Origin of the sequence: Streptomyces sp. HP-A2021 (genome assembly GCF_022807935.1) — a bacterium.
Lineage (GTDB): Bacteria > Actinomycetota > Actinomycetes > Streptomycetales > Streptomycetaceae > Streptomyces > Streptomyces afghaniensis.
Window position 1 is genome coordinate 8,315,022 of record NZ_CP094344.1, and the last position, 26,904, is coordinate 8,341,925.

Annotated in this window: 27 protein-coding genes; 13 read left to right on the plus strand and 14 right to left on the minus strand. The window is 72.4% G+C overall.

From position 1 onward, the window contains the following. The first annotated feature begins 24 nt into the window (after nucleotides 1-24). The 7 genes from MQE23_RS37595 to MQE23_RS37625 all read left to right on the plus strand — a co-directional run bounded on the left by MQE23_RS37595 (nucleotide 25) and on the right by MQE23_RS37625 (nucleotide 4,992). Nucleotides 25-312: a type II toxin-antitoxin system Phd/YefM family antitoxin gene (locus tag MQE23_RS37595; protein ID WP_020270783.1), complete on the plus strand. Its 288-nt coding sequence runs from the start codon at nucleotides 25-27 to the stop codon at nucleotides 310-312. Nucleotides 313-448: 136 nt separating this feature from the next. After that, nucleotides 449-751: an urease subunit gamma gene (locus MQE23_RS37600; protein WP_020270782.1), complete on the plus strand. Its 303-nt coding sequence runs from the start codon at nucleotides 449-451 to the stop codon at nucleotides 749-751. A 13-nt stretch (nucleotides 752-764) separates the two neighbouring features. Continuing rightward, the gene (locus tag MQE23_RS37605) at nucleotides 765-1,076 is read left to right on the plus strand and encodes an urease subunit beta (RefSeq protein ID WP_020270781.1); all 312 of its coding nucleotides are present in this window, start codon (nucleotides 765-767) and stop codon (nucleotides 1,074-1,076) included. Beyond that, nucleotides 1,069-2,790: an urease subunit alpha gene (locus tag MQE23_RS37610; protein ID WP_020270780.1), complete on the plus strand. Its 1,722-nt coding sequence runs from the start codon at nucleotides 1,069-1,071 to the stop codon at nucleotides 2,788-2,790. The genes MQE23_RS37605 and MQE23_RS37610 overlap by 8 nt, the downstream gene beginning before the upstream one ends. Before the next feature lie 10 nt (nucleotides 2,791-2,800). Continuing rightward, a complete protein-coding gene (locus MQE23_RS37615; protein ID WP_020270779.1) occupies nucleotides 2,801-3,475 on the plus strand; it encodes an urease accessory UreF family protein in 675 nt (224 codons plus the stop codon). 66 nt (nucleotides 3,476-3,541) lie between these two features. After that, nucleotides 3,542-4,231: an urease accessory protein UreG gene (ureG, locus tag MQE23_RS37620; RefSeq protein ID WP_020270778.1), complete on the plus strand. Its 690-nt coding sequence runs from the start codon at nucleotides 3,542-3,544 to the stop codon at nucleotides 4,229-4,231. Then, the gene (locus MQE23_RS37625; protein WP_243381461.1) at nucleotides 4,213-4,992 is read left to right on the plus strand and encodes an urease accessory protein UreD; all 780 of its coding nucleotides are present in this window, start codon (nucleotides 4,213-4,215) and stop codon (nucleotides 4,990-4,992) included. The genes ureG and MQE23_RS37625 overlap by 19 nt, the downstream gene beginning before the upstream one ends. Nucleotides 4,993-5,000: 8 nt before the next feature. On the opposite strand, the gene MQE23_RS37630 is transcribed toward MQE23_RS37625, so the two are convergent. Continuing rightward, nucleotides 5,001-6,026 (minus strand): NAD-dependent epimerase/dehydratase family protein, encoded by a 1,026-nt coding sequence (locus MQE23_RS37630; RefSeq protein WP_243381462.1) that lies wholly within the window; start codon nucleotides 6,024-6,026, stop codon nucleotides 5,001-5,003. 60 nt (nucleotides 6,027-6,086) lie between these two features. Next, the gene (locus tag MQE23_RS37635; protein WP_020270775.1) at nucleotides 6,087-6,809 is read right to left on the minus strand and encodes a lysophospholipid acyltransferase family protein; all 723 of its coding nucleotides are present in this window, start codon (nucleotides 6,807-6,809) and stop codon (nucleotides 6,087-6,089) included. A gap of 320 nt (nucleotides 6,810-7,129) precedes the next feature. Here MQE23_RS37635 and MQE23_RS37640 point away from each other — a divergent pair, with 320 nt between their 5' ends. Next, nucleotides 7,130-7,585 carry an RpiB/LacA/LacB family sugar-phosphate isomerase gene (locus MQE23_RS37640; RefSeq protein WP_243381463.1) on the plus strand — a complete coding sequence of 152 codons (456 nt, stop codon included), beginning with the start codon at nucleotides 7,130-7,132 and terminating at the stop codon, nucleotides 7,583-7,585. 8 nt (nucleotides 7,586-7,593) lie between these two features. Here the strand turns inward: MQE23_RS37640 and MQE23_RS37645 are convergent, their stop codons facing one another. From MQE23_RS37645 to MQE23_RS37665, 5 genes are all read right to left on the minus strand, one after another. After that, on the minus strand, nucleotides 7,594-8,835 hold the full coding sequence (locus MQE23_RS37645) for a SpoIIE family protein phosphatase (RefSeq protein WP_020270772.1): 1,242 nt from the start codon (nucleotides 8,833-8,835) through the stop codon (nucleotides 7,594-7,596). 66 nt (nucleotides 8,836-8,901) lie between these two features. Beyond that, on the minus strand, nucleotides 8,902-11,376 hold the full coding sequence (locus MQE23_RS37650; RefSeq protein WP_243381464.1) for a SpoIIE family protein phosphatase: 2,475 nt from the start codon (nucleotides 11,374-11,376) through the stop codon (nucleotides 8,902-8,904). 168 nt (nucleotides 11,377-11,544) lie between these two features. Beyond that, a complete protein-coding gene (gene rocD, locus MQE23_RS37655; protein WP_243381465.1) occupies nucleotides 11,545-12,798 on the minus strand; it encodes an ornithine--oxo-acid transaminase in 1,254 nt (417 codons plus the stop codon). Next, the gene (ddaH, locus tag MQE23_RS37660) at nucleotides 12,795-13,616 is read right to left on the minus strand and encodes a dimethylargininase (RefSeq protein ID WP_243381466.1); all 822 of its coding nucleotides are present in this window, start codon (nucleotides 13,614-13,616) and stop codon (nucleotides 12,795-12,797) included. Before ddaH ends, rocD begins: the two co-directional genes overlap by 4 nt. Nucleotides 13,617-13,742: 126 nt before the next feature. Continuing rightward, nucleotides 13,743-14,258 (minus strand): Lrp/AsnC family transcriptional regulator, encoded by a 516-nt coding sequence (locus tag MQE23_RS37665; RefSeq protein ID WP_020275391.1) that lies wholly within the window; start codon nucleotides 14,256-14,258, stop codon nucleotides 13,743-13,745. 122 nt (nucleotides 14,259-14,380) lie between these two features. Here MQE23_RS37665 and MQE23_RS37670 point away from each other — a divergent pair, with 122 nt between their 5' ends. The 4 genes from MQE23_RS37670 to MQE23_RS37685 are packed head-to-tail and all read left to right on the plus strand — an operon-like array spanning nucleotide 14,381 to nucleotide 18,403. Further along, nucleotides 14,381-15,130, plus strand: coding sequence for a LytTR family DNA-binding domain-containing protein (locus MQE23_RS37670; RefSeq protein WP_020275390.1), 750 nt, complete (start codon nucleotides 14,381-14,383; stop codon nucleotides 15,128-15,130). Between the two features lie 2 nt (nucleotides 15,131-15,132). Next, the gene (locus tag MQE23_RS37675; protein WP_037671805.1) at nucleotides 15,133-15,492 is read left to right on the plus strand and encodes a hypothetical protein; all 360 of its coding nucleotides are present in this window, start codon (nucleotides 15,133-15,135) and stop codon (nucleotides 15,490-15,492) included. Next, on the plus strand, nucleotides 15,489-17,201 hold the full coding sequence (locus MQE23_RS37680; protein ID WP_020275388.1) for a cation acetate symporter: 1,713 nt from the start codon (nucleotides 15,489-15,491) through the stop codon (nucleotides 17,199-17,201). The genes MQE23_RS37675 and MQE23_RS37680 overlap by 4 nt, the downstream gene beginning before the upstream one ends. Beyond that, nucleotides 17,198-18,403 carry a histidine kinase gene (locus MQE23_RS37685; protein ID WP_020275387.1) on the plus strand — a complete coding sequence of 402 codons (1,206 nt, stop codon included), beginning with the start codon at nucleotides 17,198-17,200 and terminating at the stop codon, nucleotides 18,401-18,403. The genes MQE23_RS37680 and MQE23_RS37685 overlap by 4 nt, the downstream gene beginning before the upstream one ends. 2 nt (nucleotides 18,404-18,405) lie before the next feature. Here MQE23_RS37685 and MQE23_RS37690 read toward each other — a convergent pair whose 3' ends face one another. From MQE23_RS37690 to MQE23_RS37720, 7 genes are all read right to left on the minus strand, one after another. Next, on the minus strand, nucleotides 18,406-18,585 hold the full coding sequence (locus MQE23_RS37690; protein WP_020275386.1) for a hypothetical protein: 180 nt from the start codon (nucleotides 18,583-18,585) through the stop codon (nucleotides 18,406-18,408). Between the two features lie 13 nt (nucleotides 18,586-18,598). Continuing rightward, the gene (locus tag MQE23_RS37695; protein ID WP_243381467.1) at nucleotides 18,599-20,413 is read right to left on the minus strand and encodes a serine/threonine-protein kinase; all 1,815 of its coding nucleotides are present in this window, start codon (nucleotides 20,411-20,413) and stop codon (nucleotides 18,599-18,601) included. 33 nt (nucleotides 20,414-20,446) lie between these two features. After that, nucleotides 20,447-21,778, minus strand: coding sequence for a PASTA domain-containing protein (locus MQE23_RS37700; RefSeq protein WP_243381468.1), 1,332 nt, complete (start codon nucleotides 21,776-21,778; stop codon nucleotides 20,447-20,449). A 121-nt stretch (nucleotides 21,779-21,899) separates the two neighbouring features. Continuing rightward, on the minus strand, nucleotides 21,900-22,850 hold the full coding sequence (locus MQE23_RS37705) for a cytochrome c oxidase assembly protein (RefSeq protein WP_020275383.1): 951 nt from the start codon (nucleotides 22,848-22,850) through the stop codon (nucleotides 21,900-21,902). Nucleotides 22,851-22,966: 116 nt separating this feature from the next. Then, nucleotides 22,967-23,992 carry a 6-phosphofructokinase gene (locus MQE23_RS37710; RefSeq protein ID WP_020275382.1) on the minus strand — a complete coding sequence of 342 codons (1,026 nt, stop codon included), beginning with the start codon at nucleotides 23,990-23,992 and terminating at the stop codon, nucleotides 22,967-22,969. 195 nt (nucleotides 23,993-24,187) lie between these two features. Further along, nucleotides 24,188-24,916, minus strand: coding sequence for a hypothetical protein (locus MQE23_RS37715; RefSeq protein WP_020275381.1), 729 nt, complete (start codon nucleotides 24,914-24,916; stop codon nucleotides 24,188-24,190). A gap of 23 nt (nucleotides 24,917-24,939) precedes the next feature. After that, complete coding sequence (locus tag MQE23_RS37720) at nucleotides 24,940-26,178, minus strand: MurT ligase domain-containing protein (RefSeq protein ID WP_020275380.1); 1,239 nt, start codon at nucleotides 26,176-26,178, stop codon at nucleotides 24,940-24,942. Between the two features lie 159 nt (nucleotides 26,179-26,337). On the opposite strand from MQE23_RS37720, the gene def reads away from it, so the two are divergent. After that, nucleotides 26,338-26,886 (plus strand): peptide deformylase, encoded by a 549-nt coding sequence (gene def, locus MQE23_RS37725; RefSeq protein WP_243381469.1) that lies wholly within the window; start codon nucleotides 26,338-26,340, stop codon nucleotides 26,884-26,886. The last annotated feature ends 18 nt before the right edge of the window (nucleotides 26,887-26,904 follow it).

Below are 26,904 nucleotides of genomic sequence, written 5' to 3' on the forward strand. Positions count from 1 at the left end.
CGTACGTGACGTTATGATGGGGACATGGCCTACGAGATTCCGGTGACGCAAGCCAGGGCTGAGCTCGCCGACCTGATCAACCGCGTGGTGTACGGCGGCGAGCGCGTCGTCGTCACCCGGCACGGCAAGCCCCTCGTCGCCCTCGTCTCAGCCGATGACCTGCGGCGACTCGACGAGACCCAGGAGCTCGCGGAGCCCGCGGAGGAGCAGGTGATCAGTGCGGTCTCCACGGTCCGCGAGGTCGCGTCCGCTCCTCGCGAACGGCGGCGGTTCGGAATCGCGGCGGAGCACCGGGGGGCCGATCCGGCGTAGCCCGCGCGAGCACGTCCCGGTTAACGTGCCTGAAACCCGGTCCAACTAGCCTGCCGCCACGCCACCAGGGCTTTTCCGCCCGTGGCTGCGGCAGCCGGGCCCCGCACGGTCCGGAGCGAGGACTGTGAGGTGGGACGTGCAACTGACCCCGCACGAGCAAGAGAGGCTGCTGATCCACGTGGCGGCCGACGTGGCCGAGAAGCGCCGGGCCCGAGGACTGAAGCTCAACCACCCCGAGGCGATCGCGCTCATCACGTCACACATCCTCGAAGGCGCGCGTGACGGCCGTACCGTCGCCGAGCTCATGTCCTCCGGGCGCAAGCTGCTCACCAGGGACGACGTCATGGAGGGCATCCCGGAGATGATCCACGACGTGCAGGTGGAGGCGACCTTCCCGGACGGCACCAAGCTCGTCACCGTTCACGATCCGATCGTCTGACGGGGAGAGCGCCGTGATTCCCGGAGAGATCCTCTTCGCCGACGGACCGATTGCGTACAACGAGGGCCGCCAGGTCACCCGGCTCACCGTCCTCAACGCTGCCGACCGGCCCGTCCAGGTCGGCTCCCACTACCACTTCGCCGAGGCCAATCCCGGTCTGGAGTTCGACCGCGCCGCCGCGCGCGGCAAGCGGCTGAACGTCGCCGCCGGCACGGCCGTGCGCTTCGAACCCGGGATCCCCGTCGACGTCGAACTCGTTCCGCTGACCGGCGCCCGCGTCGTGCCCGGTCTGCGCGGGGAGACCGGAGGTGCCCTCGATGCCTGAGATCTCGCGTGCCGCGTACGCCGACCTGTTCGGCCCGACGACCGGTGACCGGATCCGGCTCGCCGACACCGATCTGCTGGTCGAGATCGAGGAGGATCGTTCCGGCGGGCCCGGGCGCGCCGGTGACGAGGCCGTGTTCGGCGGCGGCAAGGTCATCCGCGAGTCCATGGGCCAGGCGCGCGCCACCCGTGCGGAGGGCACCCCGGACACCGTCGTCACCGGCGCCGTGATCATCGACCACTGGGGCATCGTCAAGGCCGACGTCGGCATCCGCGACGGGCGGATCACCGGGATCGGCAAGGCCGGCAACCCCGACACCATGGACGGGGTGCACCCGGACCTGGTCATCGGCCCCGAGACCGAGATCATCGCCGGCAACGGCCGGATCCTCACGGCCGGCGCGATCGACGCCCACGTGCACTTCATCTGCCCGCAGATTGCCGACGAGGCGCTGTCCGCGGGCATCACGACCCTCGTCGGCGGCGGCACGGGCCCCGCGGAGGGCTCCAAGGCCACCACGGTGACCCCCGGGCCCTGGCATCTCGCGCGGATGCTGGAGGCCATGGAGGCCTATCCGCTCAACATCGGCCTGCTCGGCAAGGGCAACACCGTCTCCCACGAGGCGATGCTGTCGCAGATCCGGGGCGGGGCACTCGGCCTGAAGCTGCACGAGGACTGGGGCTCGACCCCGGCCGTCATCGACGCCTCGCTGACCGTCGCCGGGCAGACCGGCGTCCAGGTCGCCATCCACACGGACACGCTGAACGAGGCCGGGTTCGTCGGCGACACGCTCGCCGCCATCGCCGGGCGGGGCATCCACGCGTACCACACCGAGGGCGCGGGCGGCGGGCACGCGCCGGACATCATGACCGTGGTCTCCGAGCCGCACGTGCTGCCGAGCTCCACGAATCCGACTCGGCCGTTCACCGTCAACACCGCCGAGGAACACCTCGACATGCTGATGGTGTGCCACCACCTCAACCCGGCCGTCCCGGAGGACCTGGCCTTCGCCGAGTCCCGGATCCGGCCGTCCACGATCGGCGCCGAGGACATCCTGCACGATCTCGGCGCGATCTCGATCATCTCCTCCGACTCCCAGGCCATGGGGCGCGTGGGCGAGGTCGTCATGCGGACCTGGCAGACCGCCCATGTGATGAAGCGGCGCCGGGGTGCGCTGCCCGGGGACGGCCGCGCCGACAACCGCCGGGTGCGCCGCTATGTCGCCAAGTACACGATCAACCCGGCGCTCGCCCAGGGCCTGGCCCGGGAGATCGGGTCGGTGGAGAGCGGCAAGCTGGCCGACCTGGTGCTGTGGGAGCCGGCCTTCTTCGGCGTCAAGCCGCACCTCGTGATCAAGAGCGGGCAGATCGCCTACGCGCAGATGGGTGACGCCAACGCCTCGATCCCCACACCGCAGCCGGTCCTGCCGCGCCCGATGTTCGGGGCGATCGGGCGGGCACCCGCCGCCAACTCCGTGAACTTCGTCGCGCCCCTGGCCGTCGAGGACGGGCTGCCGGAGCGGCTGGGCCTCGGCAAGCGGTTCGTGGCGATCGAGTCGACGCGCGGGGTCACCAAGGCCGACATGCGGGAGAACGACGCCCGGCCCGAGGTCCGGGTCGATCCCGACAGTTTCGCCGTGCACATCGACGGCGAGCTGGTCGAGGCGGCACCGGCGGCCGAACTGCCCATGGCCCAGCGGTACTTCCTGTTCTGAGGACGTCCTGATGTCACGTGCGGCACTTCTCGTCCTGGCCGACGGCCGCTTCCCCGCCGGCGGCCACGCCCACTCCGGCGGGGCGGAGGCGGCCGTCAAGGCCGGGCGGATCAGGGGAGCGGCGAGCCTGGCGGACTTCTGCCGGGGGCGGCTGCACACCACCGGTTCGGTGGCGGCGGCCCTTTCCGCGGCTGCCGCGCTGGGGATCGACCCGGTCACGCTGGACCGTGCCGCGGACGCCCGTACGCCCTCGCCCGCGCTGCGGGTCGCCGCGCGCAAGCTGGGACGGCAGCTGATGCGGGCCGCCCGGGCGGCCTGGCCCTCCGCCGAACTGGACGCGCTGGCACGGGAGTTCCCCAAGGGTGCCCATCAGCCGGTGGTGCTGGGGCTGGCGGCGCGGGCGGCCGGTCTCGGGCCGGTCGACGCGGCGTACTGCGCGGCGTACGAGAGCGTCAGCGGGCCCGCCACGGCGACGGTGCGGTTGCTGAGTCTGGACCCCTTCGACGCGACGGGGGTGCTGGCCCGGCTGGCGCCGGAGGTGGACCGCGTCGTGGACCGGGCGGTGGAGGCAGCACGGAGGGTGGTCGACGAGGGGGTCGACGCGTTGCCGGCGGGGTCGGCGCCGTTGCTGGAGATCGGGGCGGAGGTGCACGCGGCCTGGCCCGTGCGGCTGTTCGCCTCATAGGCACTCGATCAATCCCTCGCCGGACCACCACTCGAATCAGTCGGACAAGAACGCAGGAGCCGCCCCATGCACCTCGACCACGACCCCACCCACGACGGCCCCGGCGCCGTGAGCGCCGACGCCCTCCGGCCCGACGGCAGCCGCCGGGCCCTGCGGATCGGACTCGGCGGGCCCGTAGGGTCCGGGAAGACCGCCACCGTCGCCGCGCTGTGCCGCGCGTTGCGGGACGAGTTGTCCCTCGCGGTCGTCACCAACGACATCTACACCCGCGAGGACGCCGAGTTCCTGCTCCGGGAGGCCGTGCTGCCGCCCGAGCGGATCACCGCGGTGGAGACGGGAGCCTGCCCGCACACCGCGATCCGGGACGACATCTCCGCCAACCTGGAAGCGGTGGAGGACCTGGAGGACGCGGTCGGGCCGCTGGACCTGGTCCTCGTGGAGTCCGGTGGGGACAACCTCACCGCGACCTTCTCCAAGGGGCTCGTCGACGCGCAGATCTTCGTGATCGACGTGGCGGGGGGCGACGACATTCCGCGCAAGGGCGGGCCGGGCGTGACCACCGCCGACCTGCTCGTCGTCAACAAGACCGACCTCGCGCCGTACGTCGGCTCCGACCTCGCGCGGATGGCGGCCGACGCCAAGGCGCAGCGGGCCGAACTGCCGGTCGTCTTCCAGTCGCTGCGGAGCGAGCCCGGCGTGACGGATGTCGCCGCCTGGGTGCGTGCGCAGCTCGCCGCGTGGACGGCACGGGCGTGAACAGCGCCGGGGTGCGCTCCGTCGCGAGGATCGTCGCCCGGGACGACGGCCGGGGCGGCACGGCACTGCCCGTGCTGGAGAGTGACGGGCCTCTGGCGCTGCGGCGCACCCGGGCGAGAGGCGCCGAGGCACGGGTCATGCTGGTCGGGGCGATGAGCGGGCCGCTCGGCGGCGACCACTTCACCGTGCAGGCCCGGGTGGAGGAGGGAGCGCGGCTGTCCGTCGGCTCGGCCGCCGCCACCATCGCCCTGCCGGGGCAGGCCAAGGGAGAGGCCCGCTACGACGTCCGGCTCGACGTCGCCGACCGGGCCGAACTGCACTGGCTGCCCGAGCAGTTGATCTCCGCCCAGGGCAGTGATCTGTACGTCACGACCCGCGTGGAACTCGCCGCCACGGCCCGGCTCGTGCTGCGCGAGGAGCAGGTGCTCGGCCGGTCCGGTGAAGAGCCCGGGCGGCTGACGAGCCGGCTGACCGTGCGGGTCGCCGGGCAGGTCGTGCTCGACCAGGAACTGGCCTGCGGGCCCGGCGCGCCGGGCGGCTGGGACGGCCCCGCGGTGCTCGCCGGCCACCGGGCGGTCGGGCAACTGGTCGTCGTACGACCGGAGTTCGCCGCCGAGCCGGTGCCGGCCCGGGCACTCGGAGAAGGGGCCTCGGTCGTCCCGCTCGCCGGTCCCGCCGCCCTGGTGACCGCCGTGGCACCGGACGCGCTGCGGCTGCGACGGCTGCTGGACGAGGCGTCGGCGACTCTCATGGAGACGTAGGCGTCCCTTCAGGCCCCGAACGAGGCGTCCTCAGCCGCGTAGTCGAACAGGTCGGGGTAGATCCTTGCGAGCGTCGGGAACGCATCCTGCCAGTCCTGCCCGGACACCCGGCGGGTGAGCCAGTCGACCGTCTCCGGGAGGCTCTCGGCGTAGGACACGACCGGCCGGTAGCCCAACTCCCGTTCCGCCGCCGTCATGTCGAAGACCACCGGCAGTTCCACCGACCAGGGCGAGCTGCCCACGGACGGCGAGGGTGCCGCCCCGTCCACCAGCACGGTCTCCGTCTCCACTCCCATCACCGCGTCCACCGCCGCCCCGATCTCGGCCACCGTCGGCGGCTGCGGATCACAGGCGTTGAGCACCCGCGAGCCGGGCCGGGCGGCCGCCAGCCGGATCAGTTCGGCGATGTTCCGGGCGGCCGACGTGTGGAAGCGGCTCTCGCCCCGGTGGGCGAGCACCCGCCTGCGCCGGCCGTCGAGGTTCCGTTTCACGAAGTACAGCTCACGGGGGAGCGGGCTGTGGGGACCGTGGATCGCGCCCGCGCGCAGCAGGGTCGTGGGCAACCGGTCGCCCGCCGCGAGGAGTTCCCTCTCCAGCGCGGCCTTGCCGGTGCTGTAGGTGGCGTCCCCCGGCGGGACCGTCGGCTGGTCCTCCGTCACGGGCACCGGGTACTGCGGGAAACCGCCCGGCTCGCTCATCGTGTCGAAGCCGCGGCCCGTGCCGTCCTCGTACACCGACACCGTCGACACGACCACGGCCGAGCCGATGCGGTCGGCCAGCCCGGTCAACTGCCGTGCGTGCCGGGCTCCGTAGGCGACGATGTCGACCACGAGGTCGCAGCCGTCGCCGATCAGGGAGCCGAGCGCCGCGTCGTCCTCGCGGTCCAGCCGCACCGCCCGTACCTCGCCGGGCCAGCCCTCGTCCCGTGCCCCGCCCCGCGACGCGGCCGTCACCTCCCAGCCGTCCCGCGCCAGCGCCTCCACCGCCGGCCGTCCTGTCTGCCCGCCGGCCCCGATCACCACAGCACGTCTCATGCGGTGACCGTAGATCGCCGGGGCCGGCGGGGGATACGGCTTCTGCCGAGAGCAGACACCTCAACTGAGAGGTATACGCGGGAACTTCCGCTCCTTCGCGGCCGCGGCGGCCTCCTCGGCCTTCACGACGGCGGCGTACTGGTCGACGTACTCCTGCTCCGACAGGGAGAGGATCGCGTACATGATCTCGTCGGTGACGGCGCGCAGGATGGCCTTCTCGTTCTCCATGCCCGCGTAGCGCGAGAAGTCGAGGGGCTTGCCGAAGCGGATCACGACGGGGTGGACGTTGGGGATGAGCTTGCCGGGCGGCTGGGCCTCGAAGGTGCCGATCATCGCGCAGGGGATGACCGGGACGCCGGCCTTGAGGGCCATGACCGCGACGCCGACCTTGCCCTTGTAGAGCCGGCCGTCGTGCGAGCGCGTGCCCTCCGGGTAGATGCCGAGCAACTCGTCCTTGCTCAGCACGCCGAGGCCCTCGCGGATCGCGGCCTGCCCGGCGTCCTTGCCGGAGCGGTCGACGGGGATCTGCCCGGCGCTGCGGAAGAACGACGCCGTCAGGCGGCCCTTGATGCCGGGGCCCGTGAAGTACTCGGCCTTCGCGAGGAAGGTGATGCGCCGCTTGAGGACCGCGGGCATCAGGAAGTGGTCCGAGAACGACAGGTGATTGCCGGCGATGATGGCGGCGCCCTCCGAAGGGACGTGCTCCAGGCCTTCTATTCGAGGCCGGAAAACCAGTCTCAGCAGTGGCCCCAGCAGCACGTATTTCAGCAGGTAGTAGAACAAAGCGGGCGCTCCTCGACTCTAGCGGTGGACTCAACCGCCGCGTTCCAGCAGGTCAACCGGCATGTCGTGGGGTGCCAGTGTAGGTGCAGGCACGGCCACCGGGCACCTCGTGCGACCGGACCACGCCGATCCTTTGCCGATTGACTGACGGTCAGTCAGCAAGGTGCGTTCGATGGTGCTCATGCGGCTGGGGAGGGCCGCGGGACCAGCGTGCTGCTCCATGCGGGTGACCGGCAAGCCGAACGGCCTGCGTGGCGGGATACGAGGGGGTGCCTGGCCAACCGCTGGTTCTTGCGGCCCCGGCGAGTAGTCTGCGAAGCATGCGGATCTCTGTTTCCTCGGACATGGACGAGCCCGTCGCCCGCGCCCTCGTGGCCGCGCTGCGCGAGCGAGGACACGAGGTGCGCCCGCACGGCGCGCTGCGTCCCGGGGACGACCCCCAGTGGGCGGTGTGCTCTCAGGTCGCGGCCCGCGAGGTCGCCGACGGCGCGGCCGACCAGGCGGTGGTGTGCTGCTGGACCGGCACGGGCGCCTCGATCGCCGCGAACAAGGTGCCGGGCGTCCGGGCCGCCCTGTGCACGGACGCCTACACGGCCGACGGGGCCCGCCGCTGGAACGACGCCAACGTCCTCGCGCTCAGCCTGCGGCTCACGTCCGAGCCGCTGCTGAAGGAGATCCTCGACGCGTGGTTCGCTGGCGAGCCCAGCGCGGACGCCGAGGACCGGCAGAACGTGGACCGCGTCCGGCTGCTCGACCACGGCAACACCCGTCGCTGACGGCCGGCTCACAGCCGCACGATGATCAGGGCGGTGTCGTCGGTGGCGCCGCCGGGCGGCAGCAGTTCCAGCAGGACGGTGTCGGCGAGGCGCTCGGGATCCTGCTCCCGGTTCCGGTGCAGCGCGTCGGCGAGACGGGCCAGGCCGGTGTCGATGTCCTCGCCGCGCCGCTCGACCAGGCCGTCGGTGTACAGCACGAGCGTGGCACCCGGCGTGAAGGACGTCTCGGCCTGCGGTCTCGGGATCGGGTCGGGGCGGGCGTCGAGCGGCGTGTCCGTGGCCCCGTCGAGGAACTCGGCACGGCCGTCGGGATGGATCAGTACGGGCGGGGGATGGCCGGCGCTGCTGTAGGTGATGGCGTGCCGGTCGAAGTCGATGAAGGTCGTCACGGCGGTCGCCGACTCGGCGCCCTCGACCACATGGGCGTAGCGCCCCAGCACGTCCAGGGCCTGGGCCGGGCCCCCGGCGACCCGGGAGGCCGCGCTGAGCGCGCTGCGCAGCTGGCCCATGACACCGGCGGCCGCCAGCCCGTGGCCGACCACGTCACCCACGGACACGCCGACCCGGTTGCCGCCGACCAGGTCGACCAGGTCGTACCAGTCCCCGCACACGTTGAGCGCGCCCACGGCGGGTCGGTACCGGACGGCGGCCCGGTGGTGGTGGCTGACCTGACGGCGGTCGGGCAGCATCGCCTCCTGGAGGGCCATGGCCACCTCCCGCTCCCGGGAGTGCGCCTGACGCAGCCGCTCGTTGAGCTCCTGGAGCTCGCGGGCGCGGGTGTACAGCTCGGCTTCCAGGACCCGGGACCGGCCGCCCCGGCCTCCCCCCGGGCGGCCCCGGGCCCGGATCAGCTCCGTGACCTCCTCGACCCGGTGCAGGATCAGCGCCACCTTGCCGTCGGGGCCGAGCAGCGGTGCGTTCACCGGGCTCCAGTAGCGCTCCTGCCACTGTCCGGGCCGCTCGGGATCCTCGACGTCGTAGCGCTGGAGGGCCATGGCGTCACGCTCCCCGGTCGCCAGGACCCGGTACAGCGAGGCCTCCAGGTTGCGCATGCCCGTCGAGGCCGGGTCGTTGGGGTTGTCGGGGAAGACGTCGAACAGGTAGTGCCCGACCAGCTGCTCGCGGGAGCGGCCGGAGACCCGGACGAACTCCTCGTTGACGTCCGCGTACACCAGCTCGGGCGTCAGCAGCGCCACCATGCCGGGCAGGGCCTGGAACACCGCCGTGTAGTCGATCGCCGAATCCGTCATGGCCGCCGCCTCACCACTGCCGGGGTCAGACCAGTTTCCCACGGTATGGGCGGATCTGGCTCGACCTCACTCCAGGAGCGCGGCCACGGGCACCTCGGCGAGCTCCGTCAGGGACTGCTCTGCCCAGATGATCTTCCCGTCGGGGACGAACCGTGTGCCCCACCGCTGGGTCAGCTGGGAGACCAGCAGCAGACCGCGCCCGCCCTCGTCCGTCGTACGGGGGTGGCGCAGATGGGGCGCGGTGGCGCCGCTGTCGAAGACCTCGCAGACCAGGGCGCGCTCCCGGATCAGGCGGAGCCGGATGGGCCCGCCGGCGTGCCGGATGGCGTTGGTGACCAGCTCGCTCACCACCAGTTCCGTGGTGAACGCCAGCTCCTCCAGCCCCCAGCGGGCCAGCTGCCGCGTGGCCCTGCGGCGGGCGTCGGCGACGAGGGCCGGGTCGGGGTCCAGATCCCAGGCCGCGACCTGCTCGGTGCCGAGGCGTTTCGTACGGGCCATCAGCAGGGCCACGTCGTCGTAGGGGCGCGCCGGGACCAGGGCGTCGACGACGTTCCGGCAGTGCGCCTCCAGCGGGCCCGCCCCTTCCAACGCCCCGCGCAGCCGTTCCCGGCCGGCGTCGACGGCCCAGGTCTCGGACCGGGCCAGCAGCCCGTCCGTGTGCAGGGCGAGGGTGCTGCCCTCATCGAGGGACAGCTCGACCGCCTCGAAGGGCGGACCGCCCACGCCGAGCGGCGGCCCCTGCGGGAGATCGACGAACGTGACCGAGCCGTCGGGGTGGACCACGGCCGGCACCGGATGGCCCGCGGCGGCCATCGCGCACCCGCCGTCGACCGGGTCGTAGACGATGTACACACATCCGGAGCCCAGCCACTGCGTGCCCGCGGAGCCCACCGTGCCCGGTTCGGCGCCCTCTTCCCGGGCCGACCGCGCCACCAGGTCGTCGAGATGGGCCAGCACCTCCTCGGGTGGCAGATCCTGAACGGCCAGCGTCCGTACGGCCGTCCGCAACTGCCCCATGGCCGCGGCGGCGTCGATGCCGTGCCCGGGCACCTCGCCCACGACGAGCGCGACGCGCGCCCCGGACAGCGGGATGAGGTCGTACCAGTCGCCGCCCAGGCCGGTCAGCTCGTCCGCCGGCCGGTAACACGCGGCCACCTCGACCGCGTCCTGCTCGGGCAGCCGGTGGGGGAGCAGACTGCGCTGGAGGACGAGCGCGGCGTCGCGCTCGCGCGTGTAGCGCCGGGCGTTGTCCACGCAGACGGCCGCGCGGGAGACGAGGTCCTCGGCCAGCCGCAGGTCCTCCTCGTCGAAGGGCTCCCGGCCGTGGCGCCGGAAGAGGGTGGTGATCCCGAGGGTGGTGCCGCGAGCCCGGATCGGCACGACCATCACGCTGTGCAGGCCCAGCTCCGAGAACGTGGATCGCCGGCCGCCCGGGGCGTCCGTGACCCACACCCGGTCCAGTGGGCCGAGCCGCTCCGCGTGCCAGGTCCGTCCCGTGGTCAGACAGCGGACCGGGGGCGACCCGGCCGGGTACGTCGCGACCTCGCCGATCCCGACGACGGCCTGCGGGGCGCCCTCCTCCGTGGACCCGTGGCCCGCCCGGCGCAGCGCCACCGGATCGGTGTCCGCGAGCGGCCCGGGCGTCACCTCGGCGCCCCGCAGCACCGTCTCCAACAGGTCCACGGTGACGAGGTCGGCCAGTCCCGGCACGGTCACGTCGGCCAGTTCCTGCGCGGTGCGCGTGAGGTCCAGGCTGCGGCCGATGTTCTCGTTGGCCCGGTCGAGGAGTGCCAGCCGCTGCCGGGCGCGGTGCCGCTCCGTCATGTCGACGACCGTGTAGTACACGCCCATCGGGCGGCCCCGGTCGTCCTCGAGCCGGGTGAACGACAGCATGTGCGCGGTCTCGCGCAGCGGCGCCGACACCACGTGGCCGACGTGCTCGTACCCGACCACGGCCTCACCGGTCTCCAGCACGTGCCGCATCTGCGCCTCGACCGCCTGGGCGTCCAGGCCCGGCTGGACGTCCGCGAAGCGCAGGCCGAGCCGCCGGGCCGGCGGTCCGCCGCCGAACTGCTCCAGAGCGGCGTTCGACCACACGAAACGCAGGTCCGTGTCCACGATCGCGATACCGACCGGGGAGTCGGCCACCATCCGTTCCAGCACGGTGCGGCTCATGTTCCAGCCGGGCGCGTCGGCCAGCTCCGACAGCAGCACCAGCCAGCGTGAGGCGCCGTGCGCCTCCTCGGCCGAGGTGATCCGGGCCGCGACCCTCACCGGCTGCCCGTCCCTGTGGCGGGCCGTCAGCAGCCCCGTCCAGCCGCCGTCCCTGCGGCACCGCTCGACCAGGTCCGGCACGCGCTGCGCGTCCTCGGCGGTCAGCAGATCCGCCAGCTTCCTGCCGACCGCCTCGGCAGCCGGGTACGCCAGCAGCCGCCGGGCCTCGCTGGTCCAGCCCGTCACCACGCCCTGCGGATCGAGCAACAGGGGCACGGCGTCGGCCACGTCGAACCGCCGCCGACCGTACTCCTCGTGTGCGCCCACGGCCGACCTCTCTGTCGCTGAGAGTGGTCTACCACCTCTTGCCTCAATCTTCACCCTTCCGGCACGCGGGGGCGGCTTGTACGGGGCCGGTCGGGGCGGCTGGTGGCGGGCTCGGCCCGGCGGAGGCCGTCCCGCTCGCGGGCGGCCTGCGCCGTAACCCTTGTCCTCTTACCGCAGCACCTTCTCCAGCGTCCCCAGCGCCCCTTCGAGCTCCTCGGTCGTGATGGTGAGCGGTGGGGCCAGGCGGATCGTGGAGCCGTGGGTGTCCTTGACCAGGATTCCCTCCCGCATGAGGCGTTCGCTGATCTGGCGGCCCGTGCCGAGCGCGGGGTCGATGTCGACGCCCGCCCACAGCCCCCGCGAGCGGAAGCCGACGACGCCCTTGCCGACCAGCCCGGTCAGACCGTCCCGCAGCACCGCGCCCAGCTCGGTCGCGCGGCGCTGGAACTCGCCCGTCTCCAGCAGCTCGACCACCGCCGTGCCGACCGCGGCCGCCAGCGGGTTGCCGCCGAAGGTCGACCCGTGCTCCCCGGGGTGCAGCACCCCGAGCACCTCCCGGCGCCCGACCACCGCGGACACCGGCACGATGCCGCCGCCCAGCGCCTTGCCCAGCAGCACCACGTCCGGCACGACCGACTCGTGCTCGACGGCCAGCGTGCTGCCCGTACGGCCGAGCCCGGACTGGATCTCGTCCGCGACGAACAGACACCCCTTGCGGCGGGTCAGCTCGCGCACGCCGGCCAGGTAGCCGTCGTCCGGGATGATCACCCCCGCCTCGCCCTGGATCGGCTCGATCAGCACCGCCGCCGTCGTCTCGTCGACCGCGGCCTCCAGCGCGGCCAGGTCGTTGTACGGCACGATCCGGAAGCCCGGCGTGAAGGGCCCGAAGCCCGCCCGGGCCGTCTCGTCCGTGGAGAAGCTGACGATCGTCGTCGTACGGCCGTGGAAGTTGTCCGCCGCGACCACGATCGTCGCCCGGTCCGCCGGGACGCCCTTGACGTCGTACGCCCACTTGCGGGCCACCTTCACCCCGCTCTCCACCGCCTCCGCACCGGTGTTCATGGGCAGCACCATGTCCGTGCCGGTCAGCGCCGCCAGCCGCTCAGCGAACTCGGCGAGCCGGTCGTTGTGGAAGGCGCGGGAGGTGAGAGTCAGCCGGTCCAGCTGGCGGTGGGCGGCGTCGATCAGCGCCGGGTGCCGGTGCCCGAAGTTGAGCGCCGAGTAGCCGGCCAGCATGTCGAGGTAGCGCCGCCCCTCCACGTCCTCCACCCAGGTGCCCTCGGCGCGGGCGACGACCACGGGCAGCGGGTGGTAGTTGTGCGCGAGGACCGGCTCCTCCGCGCGGATCAGCTCCTGCGAGCCACGGGTCTCCCGCGAGCCACGGCTCTCCTGCGGGTCCTCGGTGCGGACGGGTGCGGTCATGAGCGGATCTCCCGGATCTCCTGGGTGCAGCACTTGATGCCGCCACCGGCCTTCTGGAACTCGGACAGGTCGACGGGGACGGGGACGTAACCTCGGCCGGCGAGCCGGCCGGCCAGGGCCGTCGCCCCCGGTGAGATGAACACGTGCCGCCCGTCGGAGACGGAGTTGAGCCCGAACGCCATCGCGTCCTCGCGGGTGGCGAGCACCGCGTCCGGGTACAGCCGGGCCAGCACCTCGCGGCTGCCCGGCGAGAACGCCTCGGGGTAGTAGGCGATGTTGTCGTCGTCGAGGACGAAGAGCGCCGTGTCCAGGTGGTAGAAGTACGGGTCCACCAGCGTCAGGCTGATCACCGGCACCCCGAAGTACTCCTGCACCTCACTGTGCGCCTCCCGGGTGGTTCGGAAGCCCGTCCCGGCCAGGATCCAGCGGCCGGCCGGCACCAGGTCGCCCTCGCCCTCGCACACCGACTCGGGGTGGTAGACCTCGTAGCCCTCCGACTTGAACCACGCCTCGTACGGCACGGATTCGGGGCGGCGCTCGGGCGCGTGGAAGAGGGAGCCGAAGACGCGGCCGTCGACGACGACCGCCGCGTTCGCGGCGAAGACCATGTCGGGCAGACCGGGAACGGGTTTCACAGTGTCCACGGTATGGCCGTGGGCACGATAGGTGTCGACCAGCGCCTGCCACTGGTCCAGGGCGCGGATGACGTCGACGGGTTCGTCGGGATGCATCCACGGGTTGATCGCGTACTGCACGGCGAAGTGTCTGGGTTCGCAGACGAGGTAGCGCCGCCGGCGCGGCACACGGGAGTCGGGCACAGAGGGGTCCCTCCGCTTCCTCACGGTGTGTGACTGGGGATTGACACAACGGTAGGAACTGACGGAGGTGGCCGACAAGGAACAAAGGTTGCGTGTTCGCGCAGGAACGCTGCGTCTTGCGGCCGGTCAGCGCACGTCTGCTGCGCCGCCCGGGACCTCCTCCGGCGCCGGCTGACTGGCACCCGCCTCCGGGCTCTCCGGGAGCAGATGGGACAGCACCATCACGCTGATCGTCTTCCGGATGAACGGCTCCTGGCGGATCCGCTCCAGCACCTCCTCGAAGTGCTCCACGTCCCGCGCCCGCACGTGCAGCAGCGCGTCCGCACCGCCCGTCACGGTCATCGCCGCGGTGATCTCCGGGTAGTCGCGCACGACCTCCGCGAGCCGCCGCGGCGGGGCGGCGCCCTCGCAGTACACCTCGACGTAGGCCTCGGTCCGCCAGCCCAGCGCCGACGGCTTCACCGTGGCCGTGAACCCGGTGATCACGCCCGTCTCCCGCAGCCGGTCGACCCGGCGCTTGACCGCCGTGGCCGACAGCCCGATCGCCGTGCCGATCTCACTGAAGGACGTCCGGGCGTTCGCCATCAACGCGGTGATGATCTTCCGGTCGAGTTCGTCGAACGGCGTGGACCTGCTGTTCATGCGGGCACTGTATCCACCGGCACCCCGCCCCGCGCCCGGCCCGACGCGGCCACGGCATCCCGCGCCGACGTCTGCCCCCGGCACATGTCCAGACGTACCGATCGCCCCTACACTCCGGGTTCATGCTGCGCGCCCTCGCTGTCGACGACGAACGCCCCTCGCTGGAGGAACTGCTCTTCCTGCTGCACGCGGACCCCCGCATCGGCAGCGCGGAGGGCGCCGGCGACGCGACCGAGGCGCTGCGCCGCATCAACCGGGCCCTGGAGTCCGGGCCGGGCGGGCCCGAGGCGATCGACGTCGTCTTCCTCGACATCCAGATGCCCGGGCTCGACGGCCTCGACCTGGCCCGCCTGCTCACCGGGTTCGCCCGGCCGCCGCTCGTCGTGTTCGTCACGGCCCATGAGGACTTCGCCGTCCAGGCCTTCGACCTCAAGGCCGTCGACTACGTCCTCAAACCCGTCCGCAAGGAACGGCTCGCCGAGGCCGTACGGCGTGCCGCCGAGCTCCGCGGCACCGCGCCCCGCATCCCCGTGAGCGAACCCGACCCCGACCACATACCCGTCGAGCTCGGCGGCGTGACCCGCTTCGTCGCCGTCGACGACATCACCCACGTCGAGGCCCAGGGCGACTACGCCCGGCTGCACACCGACAAGGGCAGCCACCTGGTCCGCATCCCGCTGTCCACCCTGGAGGAGCGCTGGCGCTCCCGCGGCTTCGTCCGTATCCACCGCCGCCACCTCGTCGCCCTGCGCCACATCGGCGAACTCCGCCTCGACGCGGGCACCGTCAGCGTCCTGGTCGGCTCCGAGGAGCTCCAGGTCAGCCGGCGCCACACGCGCGAGCTGCGCGACCTGCTCATGAGGAGGACGTGACGGTGCCCCAGGACCACACCGAGCGCCGCGTCGTCGTCACCGGCCCGCCCCGCCAGACCCGCAGGGCCTCCGGCTACTACCGCCCACGCACCGAGATCGACGAGCAGACCACCCTCGGTCACACCTACGTCCGCTCCCTGATGCGCACCCAACTGCGCGCGGCCCTCACCGTCTTCGCGATCCTCGGCCTGCTCATCGGCCCGCTCCCGCTGCTCTTCGCGGCGATGCCCGACACCCGCCGCCTGGAGTGGGCCGTCCTCGGCTTCGGCCTCTACGCCCCGCTGGTCCTGCTCGCCCGCTGGTACGTCCGACGCGCCGAGCGCAACGAGCGCGACTTCGTACGCCTCGTCGAAGACCGATGAACTCCAACTACGCCGTCCCCGCCGTCGCCCTGGTCGTCGTGGCGACGGTCCTGGTCGGCGCCTTCGGCCTGCGCATCTCCCGCACCACCTCCGACTTCTACGTCGCCTCCCGCACCGTCGGCCCCCGCCTCAACGCCGCCGCCATCAGCGGCGAGTACCTCTCCGCCGCCTCCTTCCTGGGCATAGCGGGCCTGGTCCTGGTCCAGGGCCCCGACATGCTCTGGTACCCGGTCGGCTACACCGCCGGCTACCTGGTCCTGCTCCTCTTCGTCGCCGCCCCGCTGCGCCGCTCCGGCGCGTACACGCTCCCCGACTTCGCCGAGGCCCGCCTCGCCTCCCAGGCCGTGCGGCGGCTGGCCGGTGCCTTCGTCGTCGGCGTCGGCTGGCTGTATCTGCTGCCCCAGCTCCAGGGGGCCGGACTGACCCTGACCGTGCTGACCGGGGCGCCCGACTGGCTCGGCGGGGTGATCGTCGCCGTCGTCGTGACCGCCACCGTCGCCGCCGGCGGCATGCGCAGCATCACCTTCGTCCAGGCGTTCCAGTACTGGCTGAAACTCACCGCCCTGCTCGTCCCGGCCCTGTTCCTGGTCCTCGCCTGGCAGAGCGACGGAGCCCCCCGCCACGCCTTCGACGAGCCGGCCACCTTCCGCGAGCAGCGCGTCGTCCGCGTCGGCGACAGCATCGACCTGAAACTGGACCGGCCGCTCACCGTCACGGTGACCGGCACCGTGGACGGCCGTACGCACACCGATACCCGCCTCGAGCTCCCCGCCGGCACCCACCGCGTCGAACGCGGCACCCGGCTCACCTTCGCCGAGGGAGCGGCCGTCCCGAAGGCGCAGCGCAGTGGTGGCGGCGACCTGTCGCCCGCACAGGCCGAGAGCCGCGAGGAACGCCCGCTGTACGCCACGTACGGGCTGATCCTCGCCACGTTCCTCGGCACCATGGGCCTGCCGCACGTGGTGGTCCGCTTCTACACCAGCCCGCACGGCGTCGCGGCCCGCCGCACCACCGTCGCGGTCCTCGGCCTGGTCGGCGCCTTCTACCTCCTGCCGCCCGTCTACGGCGCCCTCGGCCGCCTCTACGCCCCCGAACTCACCCTCACCGGCGACACGGACGCCGCCGTCCTCCTGCTGCCCGACCGCATCATCGGGGGAGTGGGCGGCGATCTGCTGGGCGCGCTGGTGGCGGGCGGCGCCTTCGCCGCGTTCCTTTCCACGGCCTCGGGGCTCACCATGGCCGTCGCGGGCGTGCTCACCCAGGACGTCCTGCCCGCGCGCGGCGTACGGCACTTCCGGCTCGGGACCGTCCTCGCGATGTCCATGCCCCTCGCCGCGAGCGTCCTGGTCGGCGGGCTCCCGGTGGCCGACGCGGTGGGGCTCGCCTTCGCCGTGTCCGCGTCGTCGTTCTGCCCGCTGCTCGTCCTCGGCATCTGGTGGCGGCGGCTCACCCCGCCCGGCGCGGCCGCCGGCATGCTGGTCGGCGGCGGCTCGGCCCTGCTCGCCGTCGCCGCGACCATGGCGGGCTACCCGGGCGCGGGCGCGCTGCACGCCCTGCTCGCCTGGCCCGCGCTCTGGTCGGTGCCGCTGGGCTTCCTCACCATGATCCTGGTCTCCCTGGCCACCCCCGGCCGGGTGCCGCCGGGTACGGCGGCGGTCCTGGCCCGGTTCCACCTGCCCGAGGAACTGCGCACGGAGGTGACGGCATGAGCGGATTCCTGGCGGGCCTGTGCGTCGCCGTGCTCCCGGTCCTGGCGCTGGGGGTCTGGCTCGGCCGGCGCACGGCACGCCCCAAGAGCCTCGGCGGTCTGGGCACGCCCGTCGAACACGCCACGTTCGAGACCCTGCACACCGCCTCCCTCGCCGCACCCCCGCTGCGGGCCGGGCTGACGGAGGAGACCGCCCGCAAGTCCGCCCGCAAACTGCGCTCCCTGCTCGGCACGGACGCCCTGTGCCTCACCGACCGCAAACAGGTCCTGGTCTGGGACGGCGACGGCGCCCACCACCGCACCGAGATCATGGAACGCCTCGCCGGCCCTCTGGAGACCGGCCGCGGCGAGGCCTTCCAGCTGACCTGCGACCTCCTCGACTGCCCGGTGCGCTGGGCGGTCGTCGCCCCGCTCACCGTCGACGACCGCGTGCACGGCGCCCTCGTCGCCTGCGCGCCCCGCGAATCCGCGGTCCTCGTCCGGGCGGCCGGCGAGGTGGCCCGCTGGGTGTCCGTACAGCTGGAGCTGGCGGACCTGGACCAGTCCCGCACCCGCCTCATCGAGGCCGAGATCAAGGCGCTGCGGGCCCAGATATCCCCGCACTTCATCTTCAACTCGCTCGCGGTGATCGCCTCGTTCGTCCGCACCGACCCCGAGCGCGCCCGTGAACTGCTCCTGGAATTCGCCGACTTCACCCGCTACTCGTTCCGCCGGCACGGTGACTTCACGACCCTCGCCGACGAACTGCACGCCATCGACCACTACCTGGCGCTCGTGCGGGCACGCTTCGGCGACCGCCTCTCCGTCACCCTCCAGATCGCCCCGGAGGTACTGCCCGTCGCCCTGCCCTTCCTGTGCCTCCAGCCGCTCGTCGAGAACGCCGTCAAGCACGGCCTGGAGGGCAAGGCCGACAAGTGCCACATCCAGATCACGGCCCAGGACGCGGGCGCCGAGGCCCTGGTCGTCATCGAGGACGACGGCGCGGGCATGGACCCCGGCCTGCTCCGCCGCATCCTCGCCCGCGAGGTCAGCCCCTCGGGCGGCATAGGGCTCTCCAACGTCGACGACCGGCTCCGCCAGGTCTACGGCGACGACCACGGCCTCGTCATCGAGACCGCCACGGGTGCGGGCATGAAGATCACCGTCCGGCTCCCGAAGTACCAGCCGGGCGTGCACTCGGCCGGACGGCTGACCCGGGAGTGATCTCAGGTGCTCTTCGTGGTGACCACCATCCCGAGGGTGATCAGGCCCAGGACGACCCAGCCGAACCACAGCCAGCCGTTGCTGCCGAGCGCCACCGTGTAGGCCGTCACCAGGACGAGGCCGCCGACGGTGATGCCTCCCATGGTCTTCGTCGCGTTCGAACCGTTCGTGGAACCGGGCATCGCAACACCCTCCTCATGGTTCTGTTCCCCCCATGGTGCCCCCGTTCTGCCTCCTGACGGTGCAGACGACGACATGAGTACCGGATTTCCAGGGTCCGTCGCTGGTCCACGAACCGGCCTCGTAGACGGACGGGTCGAAGCCGTAGTCGCGCGGTGCCACGTCCCGGGCGCATGCCGCGTCCGACGAGGTCCGCGCCTCGGCGAGCGTCACATCCGCGCCCAGTCGGGTGAACCCGAGGACCTGCTGGTCGTACCGCCCGCCGCACGGCACCAGCCGCGCCTCCCGGTTCGAACGGACGTCCAGGCAGTCGCGCTTCTGCATGGTCGCGGTGTCGGCGAACGCCGTACCGAACCTACGTCGTTCCCCGAGCGGCCCGTACAGCGGCCCGTGCGCGCCCAGCACCAGGCAGGCGGTGCGCCGCCCCGCCGCCTCGAACCCGGTGCCGCTCGGCACGACGGCGTGGCTGCGCACATCGGCGAGCCGGTCCCGCAGCTCCCGGGTCAGCTCCTCGCACCGGGCCGGTCCCAGCTTCCGCGCCTCGTCCGCCGACGCCGCCTCGGCGAACGCCACCACCTGCCCGTCGGGCGCCTGGTCCCGGCAGGTCGGATCCAGGGAGAGCCGGGGCGTGCCGGCGAACCGGGTTCCGCCCGGCCAGTCCGCGAGCACACAGTCCCCGTCCGCGAGCGGCTTCCCCAGACCCACGGCGTCTCCGTACGGCGCGGACGCCGTCCCACCGCCCGCCCGGTCGGCCAGCGCGTACCAGACGCCGCCGAGCGCGAGGACCAGCCCGAGACCGCAGGCGGCGACGGCCCGGAGGGCGGGGGAGCGCCGACGGCGCCGTGCGCCGGGTGCCGCGGCGCCGGGACCGATGCCGCCCGGCCCGGAGGACGGCACCGGCGGGGTCTCCCACGGGGACGGCGACCCGGGATCCGTCCGGGTCCGCTCGAACGCCTCCGCATGGGGCGTGACGAGCCCCGACAGCCCGGCCTCCGCCTCCTGGGCGGTCATCCGCAACTCCGGATCCTTGGCGAGCAGCCCGTGCAGCACGGGTTCCAGAGCCCCGGCCCGTAGCGGCACAAGCGGCTCCTCCATGACCACCGCGGTGAGCGCCGCCAGGTGCGACTCCCGCTCGAAGGGGCCGCGGCCCTCGACGCCGAAGTACAGCGTGCAGCCCAGCGAGAAGAGGTCGGCGGCCGGCGTCGGTGTACTGCCGGAGGCCCGCTCCGGCGCCAGATACCCCGCCGTGCCGACCAGCACGGACGCCATCGTGTACCGCGTCTCACCGGCGTCCGGCTGCACGGAGATGCCGTAGTCGGTGAGCAGGACCCGCCCGTACGGCGAGCCCGCGCGGTCCGGCGCGAGCAGGATGTTGGCCGGCTTCACGTCGCGGTGCATCACGCCCCGCTCGTGCCCCGCGGTCAGCGCGTCCAGCACGGCGAGGCCGACGCGGGCACACTCGGCCGGGGCGAGCGGCCCGCGGCGGGTCACCAGCTCCCGCAGGTCCACGGCGCCCGTCACGTACTCCATCACGATCCACGGCAGCCCCTCGTGCTCCAGCACGTCGTGCACCGTCACCACGTGCGGGTGTCCGCGCAGCCCGGCCGCGTGCCGGGCCTCCGCCCGGGCCCGCGCGACCCGCGCCTCCCGCTCGTTTCCTGCCTCGGCAGGGTCGCGGAACACGATCTCCTTCAACGCGACCTCGCAGGCGAGTCTCTGGTCGTGGGCGAGCCAGACGTGCCCCATGCCGCCGCTGCCGAGCCGGCGCAGCAGCAGATAACGGCCGGCGACGACCCGGCCCACTCCCGACGTCGGTGATCCTGAGGACATCCGGTGACTCCAGGGTTCGGCGGGGGTGCGGTGCTAGACGGTGGTGCTCGGGGTGGGCGGGCTGGTCGCCGGGGCGGTCGTCGCCGGGGCGCTGGTGGTAGGGACGGTGCTCACAGGGGCGGTCGTCGCGGGAGCGCTGGACGCGGGCGTGCTGCTCACCGGCGGCGGCGCGCTGCTCGTGACCGGTGCACGGGCGGGAGGCGAGCTGGTGACCTGCGGGGGAGGGGAGCTGGTGACCTGCGGCGGTGAGCCGGTCGTCGTGGGCGCCGCACTGCTCCTGGGCGCGGCGCTCGACGCAGCCGGCGGCACGGAGCCGGGCGGCGCCTTGGACGGGGACTGCCGGGACGGCGTGGGCCCGGCACTCGTCGGAGGCCTGGAGCCGGCAGGGGGAGTGGACGCCGAGGGCGCAGGTGTCGCCGTACCCTCAGTACGCCCGTCCGTCCCCGACTCGGCTGCCACGCTCAGCGTCACATACGCCCCGAACCGCAGCCCGACCCCCGCACCCGGGTCGGAGGCGATGACCCGCGCACGGTCCGCAGGCGGCTCGTCACCCCTGAACGCGACCGCCAGCCCCACATCGGCCAGCCGCCGGCTCGCCTCCCCGAACGTCGTCCCGGCAAGACGCGGCACGGCCCGCCGCTCCGTCGCGTCGAAGCCGGCGTCCGCCTCACCGGTCGTGCCGACGGGCCGTTCGATGCCCCGGCCGGGGTCCCGGACGTCGACGAGGGCGATGCGCTCCAGCTTCCGGGGAGCGGGCCGTACGACGACCACCTCGGCGCGGTCGTACCCGTGCCACTTCTCGTTGCCGTCCCCGAACGTGACGGATATCCGGCTCGTGTCGCCCTCGAAGGGCCGCAGCGGATTTCCGCACGAACATTTGACCGATGGAAGTCCCTGCTCGTCGACGAGAATCGCGATTCCCGCCTGGAGGAGGGCACGGAAGGGAACAGCCTTTCCCTTTTTGTAGTCGTGGTTCAGCGCGAGAGTGTCGTGACGCAGGAGAACCGGTGTGAGCCGGTCGAGATATCCCGGAATCTCGTCCGTACGAAGGTCGAGCGCGGCCGCCCATGCCCGCGCCTTACGATCGTTGCGCGGCGCGGTGAGGAACCGCTTCAGCCGCTCGACATCACAGATCCCCGGCTGCTTCGTCCCGCCGTACAGCCCCGGTGTGTCCCCCTGTTGCAGGCCACCCGGCACGGCCCGCGACCGCACCTGCCTGTCCCGGCCGAGCCCGCTGTCCTCGGCGAAGAAGGGCGCCAGGGACGGAACTCCCGCGGCGACCGCCTTCACCTCGAACAAAGACCCGCCCGAATCGCACCCCCCGAGAGCCAGCAGAAAAGCGACCAGGACAGCGAACCTCCGCATCACCGCTCCCCCCTGCGGTTCCCCCGACGCGTTTCATGCTACTGAAGGAAAATGCTATGCAACCGCGTTGTGGAGAAAGAGCAGAGCGAGGACGAATGGGCGAAGCGGGGCGTGGGAAAAGTCAGTTTCCCCGTGCGTGCAGCGAGCTCAAATAGGCGTTGTACGCCTCGAGTTCCTTGTCCCCGTCGCGGTCGGCGGCCCGGTCCTCACGCCTGGCCTGACGCTGGTCCGAGGCGTACCACTGGAACAGCAGCGCGACCAGCACCAGCACGGACGGGATCTCGCTGAACGCCCAGGCGATGCCGCCCGCCGCGTTCTGGTCGGAGAGCGCCTCGATGCCGAGCGAGGCGGGCGGGTTCTTGAACGTCTCGACCATCGGCTCGGACGCCATCATCAGCGCGATCCCGAAGAACGCGTGGAACGGCATGCCCGCGAACAGCTCCAGCATCCGCATCAGATAGCCCGGCCGGTGCGGGCCCGGGTCCACGCCCATGATCGGCCAGAAGAACACCAGGCCGACCGCGAGGAAGTGCACCATCATCCCGATGTGCCCCGCCTTGGAGCCCATCAGGGTGTCGAACAGCGGCGTGAAGTACAGCCCGTACAGGCTCGCGATGAACAGGGGGATCGTGAACGCCGGGTGCGTGATGATCCGCATGTACCGGCTGTGCAGGAACATCAGCAGCAGCTCACGCGGCCCCTTGCGGCTCCGTCCCGCCGTCGGCAGCGCCCGCAGCGCGAGCGTGATCGGCGCCCCGAGCAGGATCAGGATGGGCGACACCATGCTGATCACCATGTGCTGCACCATGTGCACGCTGAACATGACCATGCCGTAGTCGTTCAGCCGGGTGCACATCATGAGCACGATGCTCAGGACACCGATGACGTAGGCGACCGTACGTCCCACCGGCCACTTGTCACCGCGCCGCAGCAGCCGCACGACACCCCACCCGTACAGCGCCAGCCCGGCCAGGCACGCGACGAGGAAGAACGGGTCCGCCGACCACTCCAGACCTCGTCCCAGCGTGAACGGCGGCAGATCCATGGTCATGCCGTGCCCGCTGTGATCCATACCGCCGGCTCCTGTTTCGTGGGGGTGTGCAGCAATCTGTCCGCCCCAAGAGTAGAACCGCCCCCGGTCACACAGGTGACCGGGGGCGGTAAGAGGTGCTCAGGGGTGCGGGAGTCTCAGAGAACGCACTCCGCCTCGGCGTACCGGTCCTCCGGCACGGTCTTCAGCGTCTCCACGGCCTCGGCCAACGACACCATCACGATGTCGGTGCCCCGCAGCGCGGTCATCTGCCCGAACTCGCCCCGGTGCACGGCCTCCACGGCGTGCCACCCGAACCGCGTGGCCAGCACCCGGTCGTAGGCGGTCGGAGTGCCGCCCCGCTGCACATGCCCGAGGATCACCGGCCGGGCTTCCTTTCCCAGCCGCCCCTCCAGCTCGACCGACAGCTGACGGGCGATCCCGGCGAACCGCTCGTGCCCGTAGATGTCCTTGCCGCCCTCGTCGAACTCCATGGTCCCGGCGCGGGGCTTGGCCCCCTCCGCCGCCACCACGATCGCGAAGCGCTTGCCCGCCTCGAACCGCTCGCCGACCCTCTTGGTCAGCTCCTCTATGTCGAAGGGCCGCTCGGGTACGACGATGGCGTGCGCGCCGGCCGCCATGCCGGAGTGCAGCGCGATCCAGCCGGTGTGCCGACCCATGACCTCCACCACCAGCACCCGCTGGTGGGACTCGGCGGTGGTCTTCAGCCGGTCCAGGGCCTCGGTCGCCACCCCGACGGCCGTGTCGAAGCCGAACGTGACGTCCGTGACCGCGATGTCGTTGTCGATGGTCTTCGGCACACCCACGACGGGCAGGCCGCTGTCCGACATCAGCCGCGCGGCCTTGAGGGTGCCCTCGCCGCCGATGGGGATGATCGCGTCGAGGCCGAGCTCCTCGACATGGCCCTTGGCCCGCTCCACACCGTCCCGCAGATGGGAGGGCTGGACCCGGGAGGACCCGAGAATCGTGCCGCCGCGGGCGAGGATGCCACCCACCGCGTCGAGGTCGAGCTTGAGGTAGTCGCACTCCAGGAGGCCCTTCCAGCCGTCCCGGAAGCCGATGACCTCGTCGCCGTGGTCGACGACGGCGCGGTGCACGACGGACCGGATGACGGCGTTCAGGCCGGGGCAGTCGCCGCCGGACGTGAGGACACCAATGCGCATAGCCCGAAAACCTTCTCAACGTGGGCCGGGGCCGGACCACGTTGTCCGGCTCGAATCCCCGCCACCCTAGCGGCATCGAGGGGCCGGACCGAAGCACGCGTCCGCCTGCTGGACGACCCCGCTCACCTGTGCGGATGTGCCGTCAGACGGGCTGTTGACCAGCAGGTTGACGCGTGCTGAACGCACGCTGTTGGCCTAGGCGGGCTGCTGCGCAGCCGCGATGCGCTCGTTGCGAAGTGCCTCGTACCAGCGGTCGTCCGTCGGCGGCAGCGCGTTGACGTCGAGGGCCAGCTTCAGCAGCAGGTCCGCGATCAGCGGGTTGCGTGCCAGCACCGGGCCGTGCATGTACGTGCCGAACACGGTGTCGTTGTACGCGCCCTCCGTGCCGTCGCCCGTGCCGTTGCCGTTGCCGAAGCGCACGTTCGCGAGCGGGCGGGCCGTGGGGCCGAGGTGGGTGACGCCCTGGTGGTTCTCGAAGCCGGTCAGCGGGGGCAGGCCGAGGCGCGGGTCGATGTCGCCCAGCACGTCGCCGACGCAGCGCGCGCCCTCGCCGCGTACCGACACCACGTCCAGCAGGCCGAGGCCGGGCTCGCGCTGGCCGAGGTCATTGATGAACTCGTGGCCGAGGATCTGGTAGCCGGCGCACACGGAGAACACGATGGCGCCGTTCTCCACGGCCCGGGTCAGTCCGCCGTCCCGGCGCAGCCGCTCGGCCGCGAGCCGCTGGGGACGGTCCTCGCCGCCGCCGATCAGGTAGATGTCGCCGGACGTCGGGATCGCCTGGTCGCTGCGCACGTCCAGCCGCGCCACGTCCAGGCCGCGCTGCTGGGCCCGGCGCTGCACGACGAGGACGTTGCCCTGGTCGCCGTAGGTGCTGAGCAGGTCGGGATAGATCCAGACGACCCGCAGTTGGTTGTCGCTCACAAAAGTCCCCTGACGTCTCGTGCTCAGTTGCCGACCCGGCGGCGCAGGTCCTGGAACGCCGTGTAGTTGGCGATGACCTCGATCCGTCCCGGCGGGCACGCCGCCACGGCCTGGTCGAGGTTCTCGTACACCTGGAAGTGCTGGTCGGCGACTTCCAGGCGCACCGCGAGGTCCAGCCGCCGGTCGCCGACGACGCAGATCGGGTGGCCGGTCAGACGCGTGTAGTCGACGTCCCACAGCCAGGAGGTGTCGGTGCCGTCGGCGGAGCGCGCGTTCACGGACAGGATGACCGGGGCGGGCGGCGGGTCGATCAGGGAGAACGTCTCCAGCCAGCCGGCCGGGTTCTTCGCGAGGAGGAGCCTGAGGTCACGGCCCTGGAACTGGACGACGTCGTACCGGCCGGCCACCGCCTGCACCTGGTACATGCGCTCCAGCGCGACCTGCGGCGGCACGCCGAACACGGCGGCGACGGCGGCCGAGGAGGCGGCGTTGGCCTTGTTGGCGCGGCCGGGCAGCTGGAGGTGGATCGGCCACGCGGAGCCGTGCGGGTCCAGGACGTGGTCGCCGGAGAGCGCCCAGCTCGGCGTCGGACGGCGGAAGCCGCACTCACCGCAGTACCAGTCGTCGCCCGGGCGCTGCATCACGCCACCGCACGACGGGCAGGACCAGGCGTCGTCCTTCCACATCTGCCCGGCCGCGACCCAGATCACATTGGGGGAGGAAGACGCCGCCCATACCACCAGCGGGTCGTCGCAGTTGGCCACCACCACGGACTTGGAGCCGGCGAGCCCCTCCCGCCAGTTCTCGGCGAGCATGCGGGTCTCGGCGGCGCGGTCGAGCTGGTCGCGGGAGAGGTTGAGCAGGGCGATGCACTTCGGCGCGGTGTCCCGGGCGACGCCGGCGAGGTACTTCTCGTCGACCTCGATCACGCCGTACCGGGCGTCCGAGCTGCCCGCGAGCGCCGAGGTGATACCGGCCGGCATGTTCGCGCCGAGCGCGTTGGAGACGACCGGTCCCGCCGCGCGCAGGGCCTCGGCGATGAGCCGGGTGGTCGTGGTCTTGCCGTTCGTCGCCGAGACCAGGATCACGTCCAGGTTCTGCGCGAGCCGGGCGAGGAGGTCGGGGTCGAGCTTGAGCGCCACCCGGCCGCCGATCACCGAACCGCTGCCGCGCCCCGCGGCGCGGGATGCCGCCGCGACCGCCTTGCCCGCGGTCACGGCCAGCTTGGCCCGCGGCGAGAGCGGGTCCGAGTTGCCTGCCATCAGTTCTCGATCCTCCTTGCGTACGCGCCGCGCCTTGAAGCCTGACGGCCACGTGGTGTGGACCTCAGCCTATCGAGATCCATTAGCACTCCCGAACCGCGGCACTGTGGTGAACTCGTGTGGGAGGCGCGGAATGACAGGGACCTTACTCTTGCCGCCATGCGAAACAGCTCCATCCCCGGCGCCCACGGCCACGTGAGACCCCTCACCCTGCACGGCGACCCGCTCCTGCACACCCGCTGCGCGGAGGTCACCGACTTCGGCCCCGAACTGGCCCGGCTCGTCGAGGACTTGTTCGCGACCATGTACGCCGCCCAGGGCGTCGGCCTCGCCGCCAACCAGATCGGCGAGCCGCTGCGCGTCTTCGTCTACGACTGCCCCGACGACGAGGACGTCCGGCATGTCGGCCATGTGGTCAACCCGCGCCTGGTCGAGGCGGACGGAGTGGTGATCCGGGGCCCGGAGGGCTGCTTGTCCCTGCCGGGCCTGGAAGCGGGCACGGAGCGTTACGACCACGCGGTGGTCGACGGCTTCACGATGACCGGCGACCCGATCACGGTGCACGGCTCGGGCTTCTTCGCCCGCTGCCTCCAGCACGAGTACGACCACGTGGAGGGCCGCATCTACGCGGACCACCTCAGCGGCTGGCGCCACCGCAAACTGATGCGCCAGGTGGCCCGGGCTTCATGGCGCCGAGTGGGTGAGTAACTCAGGGGCGCGGGGAAC

Excerpts from the sequence above, each read along its gene's own strand:
- MQE23_RS37595 (WP_020270783.1), top strand. The coding sequence starts at position 25 with ATGGCCTACGAGATTCCGGTGACGCAAGCCAGGGCTGAGCTCGCCGAC.
- MQE23_RS37610 (WP_020270780.1), top strand. The coding sequence starts at position 1,069 with ATGCCTGAGATCTCGCGTGCCGCGTACGCCGACCTGTTCGGCCCGACG.
- MQE23_RS37615 (WP_020270779.1), top strand. The coding sequence starts at position 2,801 with ATGTCACGTGCGGCACTTCTCGTCCTGGCCGACGGCCGCTTCCCCGCC.
- ureG (WP_020270778.1), top strand. The coding sequence starts at position 3,542 with ATGCACCTCGACCACGACCCCACCCACGACGGCCCCGGCGCCGTGAGC.
- MQE23_RS37630 (WP_243381462.1), bottom strand. The coding sequence starts at position 6,026 with ATGAGACGTGCTGTGGTGATCGGGGCCGGCGGGCAGACAGGACGGCCG.
- MQE23_RS37640 (WP_243381463.1), top strand. The coding sequence starts at position 7,130 with ATGCGGATCTCTGTTTCCTCGGACATGGACGAGCCCGTCGCCCGCGCC.
- MQE23_RS37645 (WP_020270772.1), bottom strand. The coding sequence starts at position 8,835 with ATGACGGATTCGGCGATCGACTACACGGCGGTGTTCCAGGCCCTGCCC.
- rocD (WP_243381465.1), bottom strand. The coding sequence starts at position 12,798 with ATGACCGCACCCGTCCGCACCGAGGACCCGCAGGAGAGCCGTGGCTCG.
- MQE23_RS37665 (WP_020275391.1), bottom strand. The coding sequence starts at position 14,258 with ATGAACAGCAGGTCCACGCCGTTCGACGAACTCGACCGGAAGATCATC.
- MQE23_RS37670 (WP_020275390.1), top strand. The coding sequence starts at position 14,381 with ATGCTGCGCGCCCTCGCTGTCGACGACGAACGCCCCTCGCTGGAGGAA.
- MQE23_RS37680 (WP_020275388.1), top strand. The coding sequence starts at position 15,489 with ATGAACTCCAACTACGCCGTCCCCGCCGTCGCCCTGGTCGTCGTGGCG.
- MQE23_RS37685 (WP_020275387.1), top strand. The coding sequence starts at position 17,198 with ATGAGCGGATTCCTGGCGGGCCTGTGCGTCGCCGTGCTCCCGGTCCTG.
- MQE23_RS37690 (WP_020275386.1), bottom strand. The coding sequence starts at position 18,585 with ATGCCCGGTTCCACGAACGGTTCGAACGCGACGAAGACCATGGGAGGC.
- MQE23_RS37695 (WP_243381467.1), bottom strand. The coding sequence starts at position 20,413 with ATGTCCTCAGGATCACCGACGTCGGGAGTGGGCCGGGTCGTCGCCGGC.
- MQE23_RS37700 (WP_243381468.1), bottom strand. The coding sequence starts at position 21,778 with ATGCGGAGGTTCGCTGTCCTGGTCGCTTTTCTGCTGGCTCTCGGGGGG.
- MQE23_RS37705 (WP_020275383.1), bottom strand. The coding sequence starts at position 22,850 with ATGGATCACAGCGGGCACGGCATGACCATGGATCTGCCGCCGTTCACG.
- MQE23_RS37710 (WP_020275382.1), bottom strand. The coding sequence starts at position 23,992 with ATGCGCATTGGTGTCCTCACGTCCGGCGGCGACTGCCCCGGCCTGAAC.
- MQE23_RS37720 (WP_020275380.1), bottom strand. The coding sequence starts at position 26,178 with ATGGCAGGCAACTCGGACCCGCTCTCGCCGCGGGCCAAGCTGGCCGTG.
- def (WP_243381469.1), top strand. The coding sequence starts at position 26,338 with ATGCGAAACAGCTCCATCCCCGGCGCCCACGGCCACGTGAGACCCCTC.